Origin of the sequence: Streptomyces aurantiacus JA 4570, from assembly GCF_000414115.1 — a bacterium.
In the GTDB taxonomy this organism is placed as follows: Bacteria; Actinomycetota; Actinomycetes; order Streptomycetales; family Streptomycetaceae; genus Streptomyces; species Streptomyces aurantiacus_A.
On record NZ_AOPZ01000439.1, the window covers coordinates 1 to 17,552 of the forward strand.

A 17,552-nucleotide genomic window follows, 5' to 3' on the forward strand; every position below is an offset into this window, starting at 1 on the left:
CGCCGCCGCTGCGCGGCGGCTGTTCCCACCCGCCCGCCCGTGACTGTCGGACCCGGGGTGCTCAAGGGGGCCGGGGGAGGGGGCCCGGCTCAGGGGGTATGGGGCGTGGGGCCCGGGCCCAGCCCGAAAACGCGGGCGAAGGGATCTTCCGCCGGACGGTAGCCTTGACTGCCAGCACCCTTTTCACGGCCGTCCGGGGACGTCCCGGGGCAGGCACCCCCGATACCGAAAGACTGGATGAACGACGATGCATCGGTACAGGTCGCACACGTGCGGTGAGCTCCGCGCCTCTGACGTCGGCACCGACGTCCGGCTCAGCGGATGGCTGCACAATCGGCGCGACCTGGGCGGCATCCTCTTCATCGATCTGCGCGACCACCACGGCATCACCCAGCTCGTGGCCCGCCCCGGCACCGCCGCGGCCGAGACCCTGGACAAGCTGTCCAAGGAGACGGTCGTCCGTGTCGACGGCAAGGTCGTCTCCCGCGGCGCGGAGAACGTGAACCCGGAGCTGCCCACCGGCGAGGTCGAGATCGAGGCCACCGAGGTCGAGGTGCTCGGCGCGGCCGGACCGCTGCCCTTCACGGTGAACGCGGACGACGGCGTCAACGAGGAGCGCCGCCTGGAGTATCGCTTCCTCGACCTGCGCCGCGAGCGCATGCACCGCAACATCATGCTGCGCAGCGCCGTGATCGCCTCGATCCGCTCCAAGATGGTGGCCCTCGGCTTCAACGAGATGGCGACGCCGATCCTCACCGCGACCTCCCCCGAGGGCGCGCGCGACTTCGTCGTCCCGTCCCGCCTGAACCCCGGCAAGTTCTACGCCCTGCCGCAGGCCCCGCAGCAGTTCAAGCAGCTCCTGATGATCTCCGGCTTCGACCGGTACTTCCAGATCGCGCCCTGCTTCCGCGACGAGGACGCCCGCGCGGACCGCTCGCCGGGCGAGTTCTACCAGCTCGACGTGGAGATGTCCTTCGTCGAGCAGGAGGACGTCTTCCAGCCCATCGAGAAGCTGATGACGGAGCTGTTCACGGAGTTCGGCAACGGCCGCGAGGTCACGTCGCCGTTCCCGCGCATCCCGTTCCGCGAGTCGATGCTGAAGTACGGCAACGACAAGCCCGACCTGCGCGCCAAGCTCGAACTCGTCGACATCACGGACGTGTTCGCGGACTCGGAGTTCAAGGCGTTCGCGGGCAAGCACGTGCGCGCCCTGCCGGTGCCGGACACCGCGTCGCAGTCCCGCAAGTTCTTCGACGGCCTCGGTGAGTACGCGGTCGAGCACGGCGCGAAGGGCCTGGCCTGGATCCGCGTCGGCGAGGACGGCGCGTTCGCGGGCCCCATCGCCAAGTTCCTGACGGAGGCGAACACGGAGGAGCTCACCAAGCGCCTCTCCCTCGCCCCCGGCCACGCCGTCTTCTTCGGCGCGGGCGACTTCGACGAGGTCTCGAAGATCATGGGCGCGGTCCGCGTCGAGGCCGCCAAGCGCGCGGGCCACTTCGAGGAGAACGTCTTCCGCTTCTGCTGGATCGTCGACTTCCCGATGTACGAGAAGGACGAGGAGACCGGGAAGATCGACTTCTCCCACAACCCGTTCTCCATGCCCCAGGGCGGCATGAAGGACCTGGAGGAGAAGGACCCCCTCGACATCCTGGCCTGGCAGTACGACATCGTCTGCAACGGCATCGAGCTGTCCTCCGGGGCCATCCGGAACCACGAGCCCGAGGTCATGCTGAAGGCGTTCGAGATCGCGGGCTACGACGCCGAGACCGTCGAGCAGGAGTTCGCGGGCATGCTCCGCGCCTTCCGCCTCGGCGCCCCGCCGCACGGCGGCATCGCCCCGGGCGTCGACCGCATCGTGATGCTCCTCGCCGACGAGCCGAACATCCGCGAGACGATCGCCTTCCCGCTCAACGGCAACGCCCAGGACCTGATGATGGGCGCCCCGAGCGTGCTGGAGGAGGCCCGCCTCCGAGAGCTGAACATCTCGCTGCGCAAGCCGGCCGCTGCCGCGAAGACGGCCTCCGGCCAGGGTGAGCAGGACGCCAAGTAGTCCTCGTACGAGGTACGCAAAGGAGGGGCCCGGAACCGTGTCGGTTCCGGGCCCCTCTTGCTGTGCGCTCAGGTGCGGTCACCACTCCTGGCTCTGGTTGACGCCGATGACGTGGCCGTCGGGCGTCGTGAAGTAGAAGATCCTGCGGCCGTCGACCTCGGTCTCCTTGATGACGTTCACCAGCGGGCGGATCTTCGCCACGTACGCGTCGAAGTCCGATACGGCCAGGTAGAACATGCCGAACGCGCCGATCGGGGTGTCCTTGAGCACCGGCAGCCACTCGCGCAGCTGGTCCTCGCGGTGGACCATCAGCGCGAACCCGCCCTCGAACAGCAGGATGCGCAGGTCGTCGTCGGGGTTGTCACCGGCGGGCAGGGCCGTGAAGCCGATCTTCTCGTAGAAGTCGACGGACGCCTGGGTGTCCTTGACGCCGAAGCACGGAGTGATGGTGGGGGACTTCATTCGGATCACCTCGAGGGCTCGTGTGTGGGGGGTGGGTAGGGCGGAGGGTGATTACTAGTACATCTGTACTGTAGAGCAGATGGCGCGAGGGTGCAATACGGACATCTCGCCTCGATCTAGGGCTGCCGATCCGCGGACTCGACTGCTGTGCGGGGATGCCATTACAGTACGTACGTACTGATACGGCCATCTCCGACCCGCCCAGGAGCCCCCATGCCCCCCGGCCAGCCCCCCGCCAAGCGGCGGCGCCGTGATCCCGAGCAGCGGATCGAGGAGATCACCGCCGCCACCGAACGGGTCATCGCCGAGCGCGGCATCGAGGGGCTCACGCACCGCGCGGTCGCCGCCGAGGCCGGGGTGCCGCTGGGCGCGACGACGTACCACTTCGCCACGAAGGACGATCTGATCGCGGCCGCCCTGCGCCGCTCCGTGGAACGCTTCGGCGCGTATCTCGACGAGTGGGTCGCGCGCCGCCCCGGCCTCACCGCCGAGCAGTGCGCCGTGCTGCTCGCCGACGCCGTCCTGCCGCCCGAGGACGGGCCCGAACGCGACCGGCAGGTGGTCGAGTTCGAGCTGTACGCCGCCGCCATGCGCCGCCCCGCCCTGCGGGAGATCGCCGAGCAGCACCACCGGCTCTCCGTGCGGGCCCTGGCGCACTACACCGACGCGGACACCGCCGAGGCCGCCGGCGCCGCGCTCATGGGGGTGAGCCTGCGGGCCCTCGCCGCGCCGGAACCGCCCACCCGGGCCGAGGTCGAGCGGGTGCTGCGGCGCATCCTCGTGCCCAATCCGGCGCTCGGCGCCGACGCGGGTACGGGCGAGGGCGCGGAGGCCGGACGATGATCGCCCGGCGGGCCGCCGTCACCGACGCCGAGCGGCGCGCCCGGCTCGGCGTCCGGCAGCTGCTGGCCCCCGGCGCCCGCGCCGAGCGGATCGAGGACGTCGCCGAGGCCCTCATCGGCCTGCACGCCACCGACCCCGCGACCGTCTATCTGTCCGCCGCGGCGCGGCTCGCGGAGCCGTCCGTCGCGGAGGTCGAGCGGGGGCTCTACGACGACCTGACGGTCACGCGGATGCTGTGCATGCGGCGCACCATGTTCGTGGTGCCGACGCCGCTCGCGCCCCTCGTGCACGCCTCCACCGCGCGGGCCGTGGCCGCCAAGGAGCGCGCGGGATCTCTGGCGTTCGTCGCCCAGCTGGGCTGGGACGAGCGCCGGTACGCCGCCGTGGAGCGGGCCGCGCTCGCCGCGCTGGCCGCCCGGGGCATGGCGGGCGCCGCCGAACTCGCCCGCGACGTACCGGAGCTGGGGGAGAAGGTGCTCGTCAGCCCCGGCAAGTCGTACGCGGCGTGGCAGACCGCGGGCTCACGGATGCTGCGGGTGCTCGCGGCCGAGGGGCGGATCCGGCGGGCCCGGCCGCGCGGCGCGTGGACCTCCGGCCAGTTCCGGTGGACCGTCGCGCCCGAGCCCCCGGCGCACGACCCGGACCCGCTCGCCGCCAAGGCCGCCCTCGCCCGCCGCTATCTGTACGCCTTCGGCCCTGTCACCGTCGACGACCTGAAGTGGTGGACCGGCTGGACGCTCACGGACGCGCGCAAGGCGCTGGCCGCGACGGGCGCGCGGGACGTGGACCTGGACGACGGCACCACCGGCTACCTCGCCCCCGACGACGAGGAGCCCGTGCCCGCCCCGGAGTCCTGGGTGGCGCTGCTGCCCGGCCTCGACCCCACCTCCATGGGCCGCCGCCACCGCGCCTTCCACCTCGACCCGGCGCACGTGCCCGCCCTCTTCGACCGCAACGGCAACATCGGCCCGACCGTGTGGGCCGACGGCCGGATCGTCGGGGCGTGGGCGCAGCGCGCGGACGGCGAGGTGGTGTTCCGGCTCCTGGAGGATGTGGGTGCGGGAGCGCGTACGGCGGTGGCGGAGCGGGCCGCGGAACTCGGTGCGTGGCTCGGTCCGGTGCGGGTCACCCCCGCGTACCGGACGCCGCTGGAGCGGGAGTTGGCGGGCCCCAAGCGCTGAAGCGTGTCCGCCGCGCGCGCAAGTCTGTCTCGGACTTTCCGCTGCCATCCGCAAGTCGCTCCACTACCCTGACGGTTCATCACACGCACAGCACGTGTGTACGCAGCGCACAGGTGCGGAACGGCGACACATCGGGGGGCCGGTGTCCGACGACCTGGGATTCAGCAAGCTGCTGGACGACGACGGCCTGGTCGCCCGGCTGCTCGGCAAGACACTCAAGGGCCGCAACCGCCCGCTCCTGTACGGCCCCGACCTGCCGGTGGTGTTCCTCACCGGCGGCCCCGGCATGGGCAAGGGGCGGCTGCTGCGCTGCGTACGCGACGAGTTCGGGCGCCATGTGCCCGCCGTCCACGCCGACTGCGCCGCCCCCGCGCACGCCGAACGCGCCGGTCAGCACCCGAGCACGCGCTCCGAAGTCACCGAGGCCCTGCGGGAGATGGCCGTCCAGTTCGGCGCGTGGGGCGGGGACGGCGGTCCGATCGCGGTGCCCCGGCTGTACGCGGGCCTGGTGGCCGTCGCCGCCGGTGATCCGCTCGCGGGCTCGGCGACCGGCCTGGAAGAGGTGCGCAGGCACGACGACCTGCTGCCGCGCGGGTCGTTCTGGGGTGGCGTCCTGCACCGCGCGTTCCGCCACTACCTCGCCGCGCTCGCGGCCCTCCTCGCCGCCCAGCCCCTGGCCACCCCGCTCATCACCGCCATCCTCGACGAACTCTTCGAGCGGGTCTCCTCGGAGGGCAAGGCGGCCCTGGAGGACTGCTACGGCGCCTACTCGGGCGCGGCCGGGCACCCGCGGCTCGGCCTGCACGCGCTGAGCGTCGACTTCCAGCAGGGCGGCGAGGGGCGCGCCAACGCGGAGAGCTTCCTGTTCCGGGCGCTGCGCGAGGACGTCGAGGCCGCGTACGCGTCGGTGCGGGGGCGGATGGCGCGGGCCGGGCGGCCGGCGGTGCTGCTCGACCACGCGGACAACGCGCTCGGCAGGCGGCTGCTGCGGCCGGTGCTGCTCGACCGGGAGAGCGGGCACCACGACCGCGTGGTGGTGTTCGCGACGGCCCGGCGCGCGGACGGCGGCCGCTTCCTGTACCGGTCGACGGACGCCGACGCGGAGGCGGTGGCGGCCTGGGGCCCCGCGGACGGGGGCCTGCCGGTGTGGCGGCGGGCGCAGGGCGGCGTACCGGGCCTGGTCGCGCCCGCGCGGGGCGCGCTGCTCGTCCGGATGCCGACGCTGACGACCGAGCAGCAGAACAACGAGGTGGCGCGGCTGCGGGGGCATGGGCGGGGGAGCGGCGCGGGCACCTTGGGCCACCAGCCGGGCGAGCACGCCTCGCGGCTGCGCGTCGAGAGCGGCATCCACCGGCTCAGCGGCGGGCGGCCCCGGTTCGTCGCGCGGCTCGGCGAGGGCGCGGCGTCGCTGCGGGTGCGGGACCCGGCCGCGTTCACCGACTGGGACCTGCTCGACGCGCCGGTGCGGGCGGGGGACGAGCCGGAGGGGCGGCCGGTGCCCGTCGCGGACCTGCTCCTGGACGACCTGATCACCCGGCAGCTCCCCGAGGAGCTGCCGCCCGAACAGCACGACCACTGGCTGGACCTGCTGGGCCATCTGTCGGTCGCGCACACCGGCAACTGCGCGCAGAAGTTGCTGCTGGCCCGGCAGGAGGGCCGCGACGAGCGCCTGTCCGCGTACCGCGTCGCCGAACTCCTCGCCGACAGCGGCTGGCCGCACTGTCCGCGCCACTTCATCGGCGACCGGGGGCTGCGCCATCTGCTGATGCGGCGGCTGTACCGGACGGGGCAACACGGCGATGCCTGGCGGGCCGACCACGAACTGCTCCGGGACCACTTCGCGGGCCTCTTCCCCTCCGCCCCGGACGACCAGTGCGGCACCGCCGCCGCGCACGCGGCCCACCACCACCTGGCCGCGGGTGGCGTGGAGGCGGCCGTGGACCACCTGACCAGGGCCTTTCCGCTGCGGGACGCCACCCGTGGCATGGCCGAGTGGTGCGAGGAGCTGCTCGCGATCGCGGGCGCCCCGTGCGCCGTCCCGCTGGGCGGCGGCACGGACGACCGGCACGCCCGCGCCCTCGGCGAGGCCCCGCCGGCCGGCGGCGACTGGCTGCGGCGCCGCATCGACCGGCTGCTGCACGCGGTGTGGCTGTACGAGGACCGCACGCGCCCGGTGGACCAGGCGCTGACCGGCACCTGGCGGCAGTTGCTGGACCGGCTCGGCGACGAGCCGGTGCCGGGCACCGAGGTGCTGACCCGCAAGGCCGGTGAGTGGGCCCAACTGGCCCAGGAGAGACAGCCGTTGAAGCCGTGCACGTGCACGCGGCACCTCGGCTAGCGCGACGTCCGGTGGAACCTGCCCAGGAGGGGGCGCTGCGGTGCTGAACTGGCTGTACAACCATCTGTGGGCCACCCGCCTGAAGAAGGCCGTGACGGTCCTGGCCGTCGTCGCCGTGGTCACGGCGGCGGGCATCGTCGTCCCCCGGAACGTGGGCGGCCCCGACACCTGCGCCGACGGCGTGGAGAAGCACGGCGGCGAGTGCATCGGAATCAACGGCTCCGGTTACGACTTCGGTACCTCGGCCATCGGCAGGGTCAGCGACGCGATCGCCGAGGAGAACCGGCGTATCGACGGCCGACCGCACATCACGGTCGCCCTGATGCTCCCGCTGCAGCCCGAATCGGACGCCGAGCGCGAGCAGTTGCGCAGCGACGTACAGGGCGCGTATCTCGGGCAGTACCGCGCGAACCGCGCCGAGGAGAGGCCGCTGATCCGGCTGGTGCTCGCCAACCCCGGCCGGAACTACGGCCAGCAGGAGCGGGTCGTCGACGAACTGGCGAAGCTCGCGGACTCCACGAAACACAACCTGCGCGCCGTCACCGGCTTCAATCTGAGCCTGCGCAACACGGTCGACGCCGTGGACCGGCTCACCAATGAGCTGAACATCCCCGTCCTGATCAGCCGCGCCAGCGCCGACGAGCTCGCCAACGACGAGGGCTCCACGGCCAAGCCACGCTTCAAGGGCCTGGCCCGGGTGATCCCCACCAACCGGCAGCAGGCCGAGGCGCTCGCCGCGTTCCACGGCGGTCTGCCCGACGAGAAGACCGTCCTGGTCAAGGACACCCGCCCGGACGACATCTACGTCGACTCGCTGGCGCGGGCGTTCAGCCGGGACGAGAAGGGGCCGCCCGGCGCCAAGGACCAGGAGTTCGTCTCGCCGTCGATCAACGACCCGGGTGAGACGGGCAACGACTTCACCCTCATCGGCCACAACATCTGCCGGTCCCCGGCGAACGTCGTCTACTTCGCCGGACGCCCCGTCCATCTGCGCCTGTTCGCGATCAAACTGGCGGAGGTGTCGTGCCACGGGAAGCGCTACAAGATCGTGAGCGGGTCGGGGGCGGCGACGCTCGACCGGTACATGAGCGACGCCGACTGGAAGAAGCTCCAGGGCGACGCGGGGGCCAAGGAGGCCGCGGTCACCGTGCAGTACACGGCGCCCGCCCACCCCTCGGCCTGGTCGCGGGAGCTCAGCGGGGAGAAGGAGCGTCCCGCCTACCTGACGGAGCCGCAGGAGGAGCTGGAGGAGCTGCGCCGGCTCGCCCAGCGGCAGGGCGCCGGGGACATCGGCCCGGTCGATCTGGACGACTCCCGCACGATGCTGGTGCACGACGGGATGCGCACCATCGCGAAGGCCGTGTTCATGGCGAACGCGCAGTCGCCCGGCGCGGTGCCGCCCCGCGAGCGCGTGTCCGCCCAGTGGCCGCGGCTCGAGTCCGCGCACCGGGTGGCCGGAACCAGTGGGTGGGTGTGCCTCACCAACGCGGGCAACCCCTACGACAAGCCGGTGGCCGTCGTCGAGCTGGATCCGCGTACGCGGCGGCTCGCGTTCGCGGGGCTGGGGTGGCCGGAGCGTCGCCCGCAGCCGAAGGACTGCGTGGTGCCCAGCGGCACGGGGTGACCTGCCGGTCGGGCGAGCCGTATGGAGGTGCACCTGGGCCGGTGTGCCGCAGATCGCCCTTCGGGCTCGTCCTCAAACGCCGGACGGGCTCTAATGCGCTCAGGCCGCCCTCGTTGGGGAGCGGTGGGCCTCTGCCTCCGCCGCTGCCCACTCGGTCACGAGGCGTTGGTACTCGCGCCGCTGGTCGGTGCTCAGCCGCCCGCCGCAGCGCAGCCACAGCGCACGGATCTCCTCGTTCACCTCGTCGGCGGTGCGCGCCGACCGCCGGCTCTCGGAAGCGGGATTCGTGGCCATACTGTGAAGCGTACGTGCGTCGGCGTGAAGACGAAGTGAGTCCCGTCACTAAGTGATCAACAGCTCACTGTCACCGTCCAGATCAAGCCACGTTCAAACTGTGTCGCTGCTCACGGTGCGCGGTGCCGACGAGTTCGGCGGCCTTCCACCCCGGCTTGAGACTTCACGCGCCCCGGACCCCGCCCCACCAGGCCGGTCTCGCGCCCAGCTCTCCGGATCAGCTTCAACGAAAAGCTTGAATCCATGATTGCTGCAGACAACCAGACCGGTCGCCGGTGGACGCTGCTCGCCGTGAGCGCCGCCCAGCTCCTCGTCGTCCTGGACGGGACGATCGTGAACATCGCGCTGCCCTCCGCGCAGCACGCGCTCGGCATGTCCGACGCCGCCCGCCAGTGGGCGATCACCGCGTATGCGCTGGCGTTCGGCGGCCTGCTGCTCATCGGCGGCCGGGTCAGCGGGGCGCTCGGCCACCGCCGGGCGTTCGTCGCCGGCCTGGTCGGCTTCGCCGCCGCGTCGGCGCTGGGCGGGGCGGCGGCGAACCCCGGGACGCTGTTCGGGGCCCGGGCCCTGCAAGGGGCGTTCGCCGCGCTGCTCGCGCCCGCCGGCCTCTCCCTGCTCACCCTCACCTTCACCGAACCGCGCGCCCGCGGCCGGGCGTTCGGCGTGTTCGCGGCCGTCGGCGCGGCCGGTTCGGCGGTGGGCCTGGTGGCCGGCGGGCTGCTCACGGAGTACGCGAGTTGGCGGTGGTGCCTGTACGTGAACGTGCCGGTGGCGCTGCTCGCGGTGCTCGGGACGGCGTTCGTGCCCCGGGACCGCCCCGCCGGGGCCCGCGCCGAGGGCCCCGTCGAGGCCCCGGCCGGGCGCGGCGGTCGCCTCGACGTGCCGGGCGCGCTGCTCAGCGCGGGCGGTTTCGCGGCCGTCGTGTACGCGTTCAACGAGGCGGAGCCGAGGGGGTGGGGCTCGGCCCGCGTGCTGGCCCTCCTGGCCGTGGGCGTCGCCCTGCTCGCCGCCTTCGTCGCCGTCGAACTCCGCGCGCCCCGGCCCCTCCTGGCCCCGCGGATCCTGCTGCACCGGGCCCGCGCGGGCGCGCTGCTCGCGGTGACGCTGCTGTTCGTCGCGGCGTTCGGCTTCTACCTCTTCATGAGCTACTACACCCAGACGGTGCTCGGCTATTCGCCGGTGGAGGCGGGCCTGACGCTGATCGTCAACGCGCTCGCGGCCCTGGTCGGCGCGACGTTGGTCGCGGGGAAGCTGCACGGCCGGGTGCGGCCGGTGACCCTCGTCGTACCGGGCCTCCTCGCGGCGGCCGCCGGCATGCTGATCCTCACCACCCTGACCCCGGACAGCGGCCACGTCTTCTGGCTCTACCTCGTCCCGTCCCTGACCCTCACCGGCCTCGGCCTCGGCTGTGTGCTGCCGCCGACGGCGAGCCTGGCGACGGCCGGCATGCGGGGCCACGACATCGGCGCCGCGTCGGCCGCGTACAACGCGTCCCAGCAGTTGGGGGCGGCGCTCGGCACAGCCCTGCTCAACACGGTCGCGTCGAGCGCGGCCGCGGCGTACGCGGCCTCGCACCGCGGCGCGGACCCGACGGCGGCCGTGGTGCACGGCTACACGAGCGCGCTCCTGGTGGGCTTCGTGATCCTGCTGGTGGCGGCGGGTGTGGCCGGGGCACTCCTTGGGGCGGGTGGACGGCGGCCGGGGCGGGGGCCGTCGGCTCCGGAACACGCGGAGGAGACGGCCCCGCTCCCGTAGGCGGCGCGGGCCGGCTGTGCGCGGCGCGGGCCGCCCGGGCCGGCCTCGGGCCTCCGCCGCCTCAGGCCGCCTCGGCCAGCTCGCACCAGACGAACTTGCCTTCCCCGTCCGGGAGCTGGGAGCCGCCCAGGCGGTACCAGCCCCAGCCGTCGGCGCAGCCCTTCACCAGGGCGAGACCGCGGCCCGCCTCCCGCAGCATGGTGTCCCGCGCGGGGGGCGCGGGCGCCTGTGGCGGGGTCGGGTCGGCGTCCCACACCTCGATGCGCAGGATGCCCTCGGCCCAGGCGAGCCGGAGGGCCGCGGGCCCCTTCGTGTGCGTCACGGCGTTGGCCACCAGCTCGGTCGCGACCAGCTCCGCCGCGTCGGACAGGTGGGGGAGGCCGTGGGCGGTCAGGATCACACCGAGGGTGCGACGGCAGATCGTGACGGCTCGTAGATCGTTGGGGATGTGGAGGGTGTACTGCCAGGGGGTGGGAGCAGGTGTGTGTGGGGGTGTGGTGTCGTCGCCGGTGTCGTTGCTCTCGGGCATGCGGAACTCCAGTCGGTAGAAGTGGAGTCGGGGACGTTCGGCGCTCCCGTGCCGGTGGCCTGCCGATGCCGCCGTGGCGGGGCGGTGCGGTGCGCTTCCGACCTGCTGGGGATTGCTGAGGGTGGTCGACACGTCACTGAAGGTAAGGCATTAATTTCTGCCTCGGCAACACGCTCGCGTAACCTGCACCCGAACGAGGGTCGTCAACGTTCCCTGGATCAAGCTCTGTTGAGGTAGGTGCGAATGCCGCCGAGGAATCAGCCCACCGCACGTCAGGTACGCCTCGGTACGGAGTTGCGCAGGCTGCGCGACGCCGCGGGGATGACCGCGCGCGAGGTGGCTGAGCTGCTCGGTTCGACCTCGGCGCAGATGAGTCAGATGGAGTCCGGCATCGCCGGGGTCAGCGAGCAGCGGGTGCGCAGCCTCGCGGCGCACTACGCCTGCGCCGACGCCGAGTTGGTCGACGCGCTGGCCGCGATGGCCACGGAGCGTACGCGCGGCTGGTGGGAGGAGTACCGGGGCGTGCTGCCCGCCGCCTTCCTGGACCTCGCGGAAGTGGAGCACCACGCGACGTACATCCAGGAGGTCGGCACCGCGCACGTCCCCGGCATCCTGCAGACCGAGGCGTACGCGCACGCGGTGTTCGCCTACTGGCGCCCGGAGCTGCCGCCGCGGGACCTCGAGCTGCGGGTCGAGCACCGCATGCGCCGCCGGGAGGCGCTCATGCGGGACGGCGCGGCGCCGTACGTGGCCGTCCTGCACGAGTCCGTCCTGCGCACGCGGGTGGCGGACCGCCGCGTCGCGCGGACCCAACTCGAGGCGGTGCTGCGCCAGTCGGAGAGCGGCACCTTCACGATCCGGGTGATCCCCTTCGACGTGGACGGCTTCGCGGGCGCCAGCGCCGCGCTGCTCTACTTCCGGGGCCAGGTCCCGGCGCTGGACACCGTCCAGCAGGACACGCCCAAGGGCTCCGCTTTACTGGACGCCGCCGCCCAACTCCAGTCGGCCCGCATGCTGGTCCGTAAAGTGGTCTCGGCGTCCCTGGGACCCGCGGAGACGCGCGGCTACATCCACCGCCTGGCGAAGGAGCTGTAGAACGTGACCCAGCGGCACCCGTGGCAGAAGTCGTCCTACTCCAGCGGCTCGGACGGCTCCGCGTGCGTGGAACTGGCAGCCACCGACACCACCTTGCTCCTCCGCGAGAGCGACGACCCGGACCGCGTCCTCACCGTCACCCGGGAAGGACTGGCCGCCCTCCTGCGCTCCCTGGCGGGAGGACCGGCCGTCCGGTAGCACGCCCCCCGGTCAGGGCTGCTTCTTCATCAGTTTGATCACGCTGGAGAAGCTGTCCGCGCCGAAACCGGCGTCGGCGCCCCGGTGGAACGCGTCGAGGACCGCACGCGGGAACGCCGTGTCCACGCCCGAGTCCGCGTTCGTGTGGACGACGTGTTCCATGCTGGCGACGCCCATCGAGAGGCGGTCGACGTCGCCGGCGTGGTTGCCGGCGTCGATGCGGGCCGCGTAGAAGTCGATGAACTGCCCCATCCCCGCGAAGTTCTCGGAGACGTACGGGGCGATGTCCGCCGCCGTGAGCCCGTGCGCGTCGGCCAGGGCCACGGCCTGCCAGTACGAGAGCATCGCCGGCCAGAAGACGACCATGTTGAGCTGGTACATGAGGGCGGCCAGGCCCGGGTCCTCGCCCCGGTAGTCCGTCTTGCCGGTGATCACTTCGAGGGCCGCGCGGTGCTGGTCGTACGCGGCGCGCGGGCCGCTGTAGAACGTCGACATGTCCGGGCTGCCGATCCCCGGCGGCGGCGAGAGGACGCCGCCGGTGAGGTGCGTGCCGCCCAGCTCCGCCACCCGGCGCGCGGCCGCGCGGGCCTTCTCCGGGGTGTCCGAGCTGAGGTTCACCAGCACCCGGCCCGCGACCGCCTCCTCCGCGCCCTCGAGCACGCCGTACATCGCGTCGTAGTCGATCAGGCTCAGTATCACCAACTCATTGGCCGACAGCGCCTGTTCGGGGGTGGCGGCCAGCTTGGCGCCGCGCGCCACCAGGGCGTCCGCCCGGGACGCGGTGCGGTTCCAGAGCGTGACCTCGTAGCCGCGGTCCAGATACGCGGCGGCCATCGCCTGCCCCATGGGGCCGAGACCGATGACAGTGACGGACTGTGACATGAGCGCCTCCGGTGCGTACGTATCGTTACTAAAACGAGCGCTCTATTTAGCGCCGCGGTGAAACGTAGCACAGCTCTAGAACGAGCGCTCTATTTAGTGGCGGGTAAGGTGGCGGGATGAGTCTGTACACCGCGCCCCCCAGCACCCGCGAGCGGATCGTCCTGGTCACCGCGCGGCTCATCCAGCGGCAGGGCTACGTCGGCACCAGCATCAAGCAGATCGCCAAGGAGGCGCAGGCCACGCTCGGCTCCGTCTACCACTTCTTCCCGGGCGGAAAGGAGACCGTCGCCGTCGCCGCGATCAAGCACGGGGCGAAGGAGTTCGCCCTGCTCCTCGAGGACGCCCTCCGCCGCGAGGACGACCCGGCGGCCGCCATCGAGGCATGCGCCGCCGACCTGGCCGTCGGGCTGCGGGAGTCGGGCTGGACCGACGGCTGCCCCGTCACCGCCGCCGCCCTGGAGACCCTCGGCACCGACTCCGACATACAGCGCGCGTGCGCCGACGCCCTGCGCGCCTGGGAGCACATCGTCGCCGAGAAGCTGCTCGCGTCCGGCTTCACCGCCGAGGACGCCGCCGAGGTCGCCACCACCGTCATCAGCACGCTGGAGGGCGCGGAGGTGACCGCCCAGGTCAGCCGCAGCGAGGAGCCCTTGCGGGCGGCGGGCCGGCAGCTGGCGCGCCTGCTGCGTACGTATCGGGCATAGGAAAGGGCCCGGAACCGTTCGGTTCCGGGCCCTTCCCCGCGTACGTCAGTCGTACGTCACGCCTTCTTCGGCTCCTCCAGGCGCGGGAACAGCACCGCGCCCTTGGTGACCGTGGCCCCGGCCGGCAGCAGACCCCACGTGCCCGCGTCCCCCACCCGCTGCTCGGCGAGGGCGCCCAGCGGGGCCTCCGCGCCGAGGGAGTCCCAGAGCTTCTGGGAGGTCTCGGGCATGACGGGGTTCAGGAGCACCGCCACCGCGCGCAGCGACTCGGCGGCCGTGTACAGGATGGTCGCGAGGCGCGCCCTGCCCTCGGGCGACTCGTCCTTGGCGACCTTCCACGGCTCCTGCTCCGTGATGTAGCCGTTGACCTGCTTCACGAAGTCGAAGACGGCGAGGATGCCGCCCTGGAAGTCGAGCTCGTCGCCGACGCGCCGGTCGGCCTCCGCGACCGCCTTGGCGAGCCCGTCCCGGACCGCCTGCTCGGCCTCGCCGGGCGCCTCGTCGGCGGGCAGCGCCCCGCCGAAGTACTTGCCGACCATGGCGGCGACGCGCGAGGCGAGGTTGCCGTAGTCGTTGGCGAGCTCGCTGGTGTAGCGGGCGGTGAAGTCCTCCCAGGAGAACGAGCCGTCCTGGCCGAAGGCGATGGCCCGCAGGAAGTACCAGCGGTACGCGTCCACGCCGAAGTGGGACGTCAGGTCCTGCGGCTTGATGCCGGTCAGGTTGGACTTGGACATCTTCTCGCCGCCGACCATCAGCCAGCCGTTGGCGGCGATCTTCCCGGGCAGCGGCAGGCCCTGCGCCATCAGCATCGCGGGCCAGATGACCGCGTGGAAGCGGAGGATGTCCTTGCCGACGAGGTGCACGTTCGCCGGGAAGGTGTCGCCGAACTTCGCCGGGTTCTCGTTGTACCCGACGGCGGTCGCGTAGTTCAGCAGCGCGTCGACCCACACGTAGATGACGTGCTTCGGGTCCCAGGGAACCGGAACGCCCCAGTCGAAGGTGGACCGGGAGATCGAAAGATCCTGAAGCCCCTGCTTGACGAAGTTCACGACCTCGTTGCGCGCCGACTCGGGCTGGATGAAGTCCGGGTGGGCCGCGTAGTGCTCGAGCAGCTTGTCGCCGTACTCGCTCAGCTTGAAGAAGTAGTTCTCCTCGCTGAGCAGCTCGACCGGCTTCTTGTGGATCGGGCAGAGCTTCTGGCCCGCGTACTCACCCTCGCCGTCGAGGAGCTCGCCGGGGAGCTTGTACTCCTCACACCCCACGCAGTACGGGCCCTCGTACCCGCCCTTGTAGATCTCGCCCTTGTCGTAGAGATCCTGGACGAACTCCTGCACCCGGTCCGTGTGCCGCTTCTCCGTGGTGCGGATGAAGTCGTCGTTCGCGATGTTCAGGTGCTCCCAGAGGGGCCGCCAAGCCTCCTCCACGAGCTTGTCGCACCACTCCTGCGGGGAGACCCCGTTCGTCTCGGCCGTGCGCATGATCTTCTGACCGTGCTCGTCCGTGCCGGTGAGGTACCACACCTTCTCGCCGCGCTGACGGTGCCAGCGCGTGAGCACGTCGCCTGCGACGGTCGTGTAGGCGTGGCCCAGGTGAGGAGCGTCGTTGACGTAGTAAATGGGGGTCGATACGTAGAACGACTGCACGCCGTTCGCCGCCCCCTGCTTCTCGGATCCAGTGGCCGCCATGGTCGAAATCCTAACGGCCCGCGGAAGATCGATTCACATGCGTACGCGGCGTGAGACGCGGGGCGGGCACGGGTGGAGTGTGGCTGGAAGAAGGGTGCGGTGGGGGTGCTGGGTGGGCAAGGTGTGAGTGAAGTGTGGCCAAGGCGTGAAGGAAGCTTTCAGGACGAAGGCGTGCATAAACCCGCCAACCGCCTACGGAACCGATCCCTCCGGCACGTCGGCGGTGTCAGAGTCCCGGTGCGGCGCCCGACCGGGCGCCCGTGAATGAACTGCCTGACGCAAGGAGTTCGTTTTCGTGGGGAAGAAAGCAAGCACGCTTCTCGTAGCCGTCGCACTCGCGTCCGTGACCCTGATCGGCCAGGCGAGCGCGGCTCCCTCGGACCAGGCATCTGCGTCCGCCGCGAGCAGCGCGGCCAAGCCGGGGCCGCTCGCCGACCAGGTGCGGTACGCCCCCTTCACCCTCAACCACAACGAGTCCGTGAGCTCCAACACGGCAAGGCTGGTCATGCAGTCCGACGGCAACCTCGTCATCTACGACGAGTTCAACCGGGCCAGATGGGCCTCCCGGACCGTCGGCCAGGGCTGGACCACGCGCTTCCAGGAGGACGGCAACCTCGTCGTCTACACCCGCAGCGGGCGCGCGGTCTGGGCCTCGCACACGGCCGGGCACCCCGGCTCGCGGCTCGTCGTCCAGGACGACGGCAATGTCGTGATCTACGACGGCAGCCGAGCGATCTGGGCCTCCGGCACCGACCACTGACCTGCCGCACCGCACCACGCACATCGGCCGGGCCCTTCGCGGGCCCGGCCCCTTGCTGTGGGCGCCGTGCCGATGGGGTGCCTACGGGCGCCAGGACGCGAGGGCGCCCTCGTACAGCTCCTTGTCCGTGAGCTCCCTGGGGTCGGGGCCCGCGAGGAAGTGCGCGGCGTTGTCGGCCTTGAGCCTGCGGAGGTAGTCGAACGCCTTGCTGTCCTTCTCGCCGAAGGCGACGAACGAGAAGAACAGGGGGTGGCGGGCGGCGTCCGCCAGGGCCTGGGTGGCGGGGCCCTTGGTGTCCGGGGCGCCGTCCGTCTGGAAGATCACCAGGGCCGGTTCGCCCGCGTGGTCCGACTTCTCGTAGTGCGCCACGACCTCCTCGATGGCGCGGTGGTAGCTGGTGCGGCCCATGCGGCCGCAGGCCGCGTGCAGTTCGTCGACCCGGTTCTCGTGGTGGTCGGCGAGGGTGAGGTCCGCGGTGCCGTCGATGTCCGTCGAGAAGAAGACGAGGTGGACGGTGGCGGTGGGGTCCGTGTGGGCGGCCAGGGCGAGGGTCTGGTCGGCGAGGTTCTGGGCGGAGCCGTCCTTGTAGTACGGACGCATCGACCCCGAGCGGTCGAGGACCAGGTAGACCTGGGCCCGCTTTCCTGCTTGGCCGCCCTTGCGCAAGGCTGCGCCCGCGGCTTTGTAGGCGGTGGCGAGGCCGGGGGCCTTCGCCTTGACCCTGGCCAGGGCCAGCGCGGGCTTGGCCTCCGGCCGGGGCTCGGCCTCCGGCCCGGGGGCGGCTTCGGGCTCCGCCGGGGGTGCGGCCTGTTCCGGCTCCGCCGGGGGGTTGGGCAGGGTGCCCTTGTCGTTGTCGGTGCTGTCGGCCGGGGCTGTGCCCACCCGTTCCGCCCCCTGGGCGGACCAGGTGCCCACAGGGGGAGCGGCCGGGGCCGGCTCGGCGTCGGCCGGGGGTGCCGCGGCGGGGGGAACGTCGCCTTCGGCGGGCGACGGCTCGGCGTCGGCCTGGGGCTCTTCGGCGGGAGCGGGGGTGGCGATCTGCTCGGGGATCGCGGGAGCAGGAGCGGCGGCTGGCTCGGGGATCGCGGGAGCGGGGGCGGCGGTTTGTTCGGGGATTGCGGGGGTGGGGGGTTCGGGGGCCGTGGGGGCACC

At 72.2% G+C, this 17,552-nt stretch carries 16 protein-coding genes; 10 read left to right on the top strand and 6 right to left on the bottom strand.

The features are described 5' to 3' along the window. Window positions 1–247: 247 nt before the first annotated feature. The gene (gene aspS / locus STRAU_RS33585) at window positions 248–2,050 is read left to right on the top strand and encodes an aspartate--tRNA ligase (protein WP_016644872.1); all 1,803 of its coding nucleotides are present in this window, start codon (window positions 248–250) and stop codon (window positions 2,048–2,050) included. Window positions 2,051–2,128: 78 nt separating this feature from the next. On the opposite strand, the gene STRAU_RS33590 is transcribed toward aspS, so the two are convergent. Continuing rightward, on the bottom strand, window positions 2,129–2,512 hold the full coding sequence (locus tag STRAU_RS33590; protein WP_016644874.1) for a VOC family protein: 384 nt from the start codon (window positions 2,510–2,512) through the stop codon (window positions 2,129–2,131). 213 nt (window positions 2,513–2,725) lie between these two features. Here STRAU_RS33590 and STRAU_RS33595 point away from each other — a divergent pair, with 213 nt between their 5' ends. The 4 genes from STRAU_RS33595 to STRAU_RS33610 all read left to right on the top strand — a co-directional run bounded on the left by STRAU_RS33595 (window position 2,726) and on the right by STRAU_RS33610 (window position 8,498). Continuing rightward, on the top strand, window positions 2,726–3,355 hold the full coding sequence (locus STRAU_RS33595; protein ID WP_016644875.1) for a TetR/AcrR family transcriptional regulator: 630 nt from the start codon (window positions 2,726–2,728) through the stop codon (window positions 3,353–3,355). Next, window positions 3,352–4,536 carry a winged helix DNA-binding domain-containing protein gene (locus STRAU_RS33600; RefSeq protein WP_016644876.1) on the top strand — a complete coding sequence of 395 codons (1,185 nt, stop codon included), beginning with the start codon at window positions 3,352–3,354 and terminating at the stop codon, window positions 4,534–4,536. The genes STRAU_RS33595 and STRAU_RS33600 overlap by 4 nt, the downstream gene beginning before the upstream one ends. A gap of 142 nt (window positions 4,537–4,678) precedes the next feature. Beyond that, a complete protein-coding gene (locus STRAU_RS33605; RefSeq protein ID WP_016644877.1) occupies window positions 4,679–6,874 on the top strand; it encodes a P-loop NTPase family protein in 2,196 nt (731 codons plus the stop codon). Window positions 6,875–6,914: 40 nt separating this feature from the next. Further along, window positions 6,915–8,498 carry an ABC transporter substrate-binding protein gene (locus STRAU_RS33610; RefSeq protein ID WP_016644878.1) on the top strand — a complete coding sequence of 528 codons (1,584 nt, stop codon included), beginning with the start codon at window positions 6,915–6,917 and terminating at the stop codon, window positions 8,496–8,498. A 99-nt stretch (window positions 8,499–8,597) separates the two neighbouring features. On the opposite strand, the gene STRAU_RS33615 is transcribed toward STRAU_RS33610, so the two are convergent. Beyond that, window positions 8,598–8,792: a hypothetical protein gene (locus STRAU_RS33615; protein ID WP_037663642.1), complete on the bottom strand. Its 195-nt coding sequence runs from the start codon at window positions 8,790–8,792 to the stop codon at window positions 8,598–8,600. A gap of 243 nt (window positions 8,793–9,035) precedes the next feature. Between STRAU_RS33615 and STRAU_RS33620 the strand changes: the two genes are divergently transcribed. After that, on the top strand, window positions 9,036–10,547 hold the full coding sequence (locus STRAU_RS33620) for an MFS transporter (protein ID WP_016644880.1): 1,512 nt from the start codon (window positions 9,036–9,038) through the stop codon (window positions 10,545–10,547). Between the two features lie 61 nt (window positions 10,548–10,608). Here the strand turns inward: STRAU_RS33620 and STRAU_RS33625 are convergent, their stop codons facing one another. Continuing rightward, a complete protein-coding gene (locus tag STRAU_RS33625) occupies window positions 10,609–11,076 on the bottom strand; it encodes an ATP-binding protein (RefSeq protein ID WP_037663643.1) in 468 nt (155 codons plus the stop codon). Window positions 11,077–11,319: 243 nt separating this feature from the next. On the opposite strand from STRAU_RS33625, the gene STRAU_RS33630 reads away from it, so the two are divergent. Together STRAU_RS33630 and STRAU_RS33635 are read left to right on the top strand one after the other, a co-directional pair. Continuing rightward, entirely contained in the window at window positions 11,320–12,171 is an 852-nt protein-coding gene (locus tag STRAU_RS33630) for a helix-turn-helix domain-containing protein (RefSeq protein WP_016644882.1), read from the top strand. A gap of 3 nt (window positions 12,172–12,174) precedes the next feature. Continuing rightward, window positions 12,175–12,369, top strand: a complete 195-nt coding sequence (locus STRAU_RS33635) for a DUF397 domain-containing protein (protein ID WP_016644883.1) — start codon at window positions 12,175–12,177, stop codon at window positions 12,367–12,369. A 12-nt stretch (window positions 12,370–12,381) separates the two neighbouring features. Here STRAU_RS33635 and STRAU_RS33640 read toward each other — a convergent pair whose 3' ends face one another. After that, a complete protein-coding gene (locus STRAU_RS33640) occupies window positions 12,382–13,251 on the bottom strand; it encodes an NAD(P)-dependent oxidoreductase (RefSeq protein WP_016644884.1) in 870 nt (289 codons plus the stop codon). Window positions 13,252–13,367: 116 nt separating this feature from the next. On the opposite strand from STRAU_RS33640, the gene STRAU_RS33645 reads away from it, so the two are divergent. Beyond that, the gene (locus STRAU_RS33645; RefSeq protein ID WP_016644885.1) at window positions 13,368–13,955 is read left to right on the top strand and encodes a TetR/AcrR family transcriptional regulator; all 588 of its coding nucleotides are present in this window, start codon (window positions 13,368–13,370) and stop codon (window positions 13,953–13,955) included. Between the two features lie 56 nt (window positions 13,956–14,011). On the opposite strand, the gene metG is transcribed toward STRAU_RS33645, so the two are convergent. Further along, window positions 14,012–15,640 carry a methionine--tRNA ligase gene (gene metG, locus STRAU_RS33650; RefSeq protein WP_016644886.1) on the bottom strand — a complete coding sequence of 543 codons (1,629 nt, stop codon included), beginning with the start codon at window positions 15,638–15,640 and terminating at the stop codon, window positions 14,012–14,014. A gap of 295 nt (window positions 15,641–15,935) precedes the next feature. Here metG and STRAU_RS33655 point away from each other — a divergent pair, with 295 nt between their 5' ends. After that, window positions 15,936–16,400 carry a hypothetical protein gene (locus STRAU_RS33655; RefSeq protein WP_203227500.1) on the top strand — a complete coding sequence of 155 codons (465 nt, stop codon included), beginning with the start codon at window positions 15,936–15,938 and terminating at the stop codon, window positions 16,398–16,400. Between the two features lie 81 nt (window positions 16,401–16,481). Here STRAU_RS33655 and STRAU_RS33660 read toward each other — a convergent pair. Then, on the bottom strand, window positions 16,482–17,552 hold a 1,071-nt coding region (locus tag STRAU_RS33660), incomplete at its 5' end, for a VWA domain-containing protein (RefSeq protein WP_158692190.1).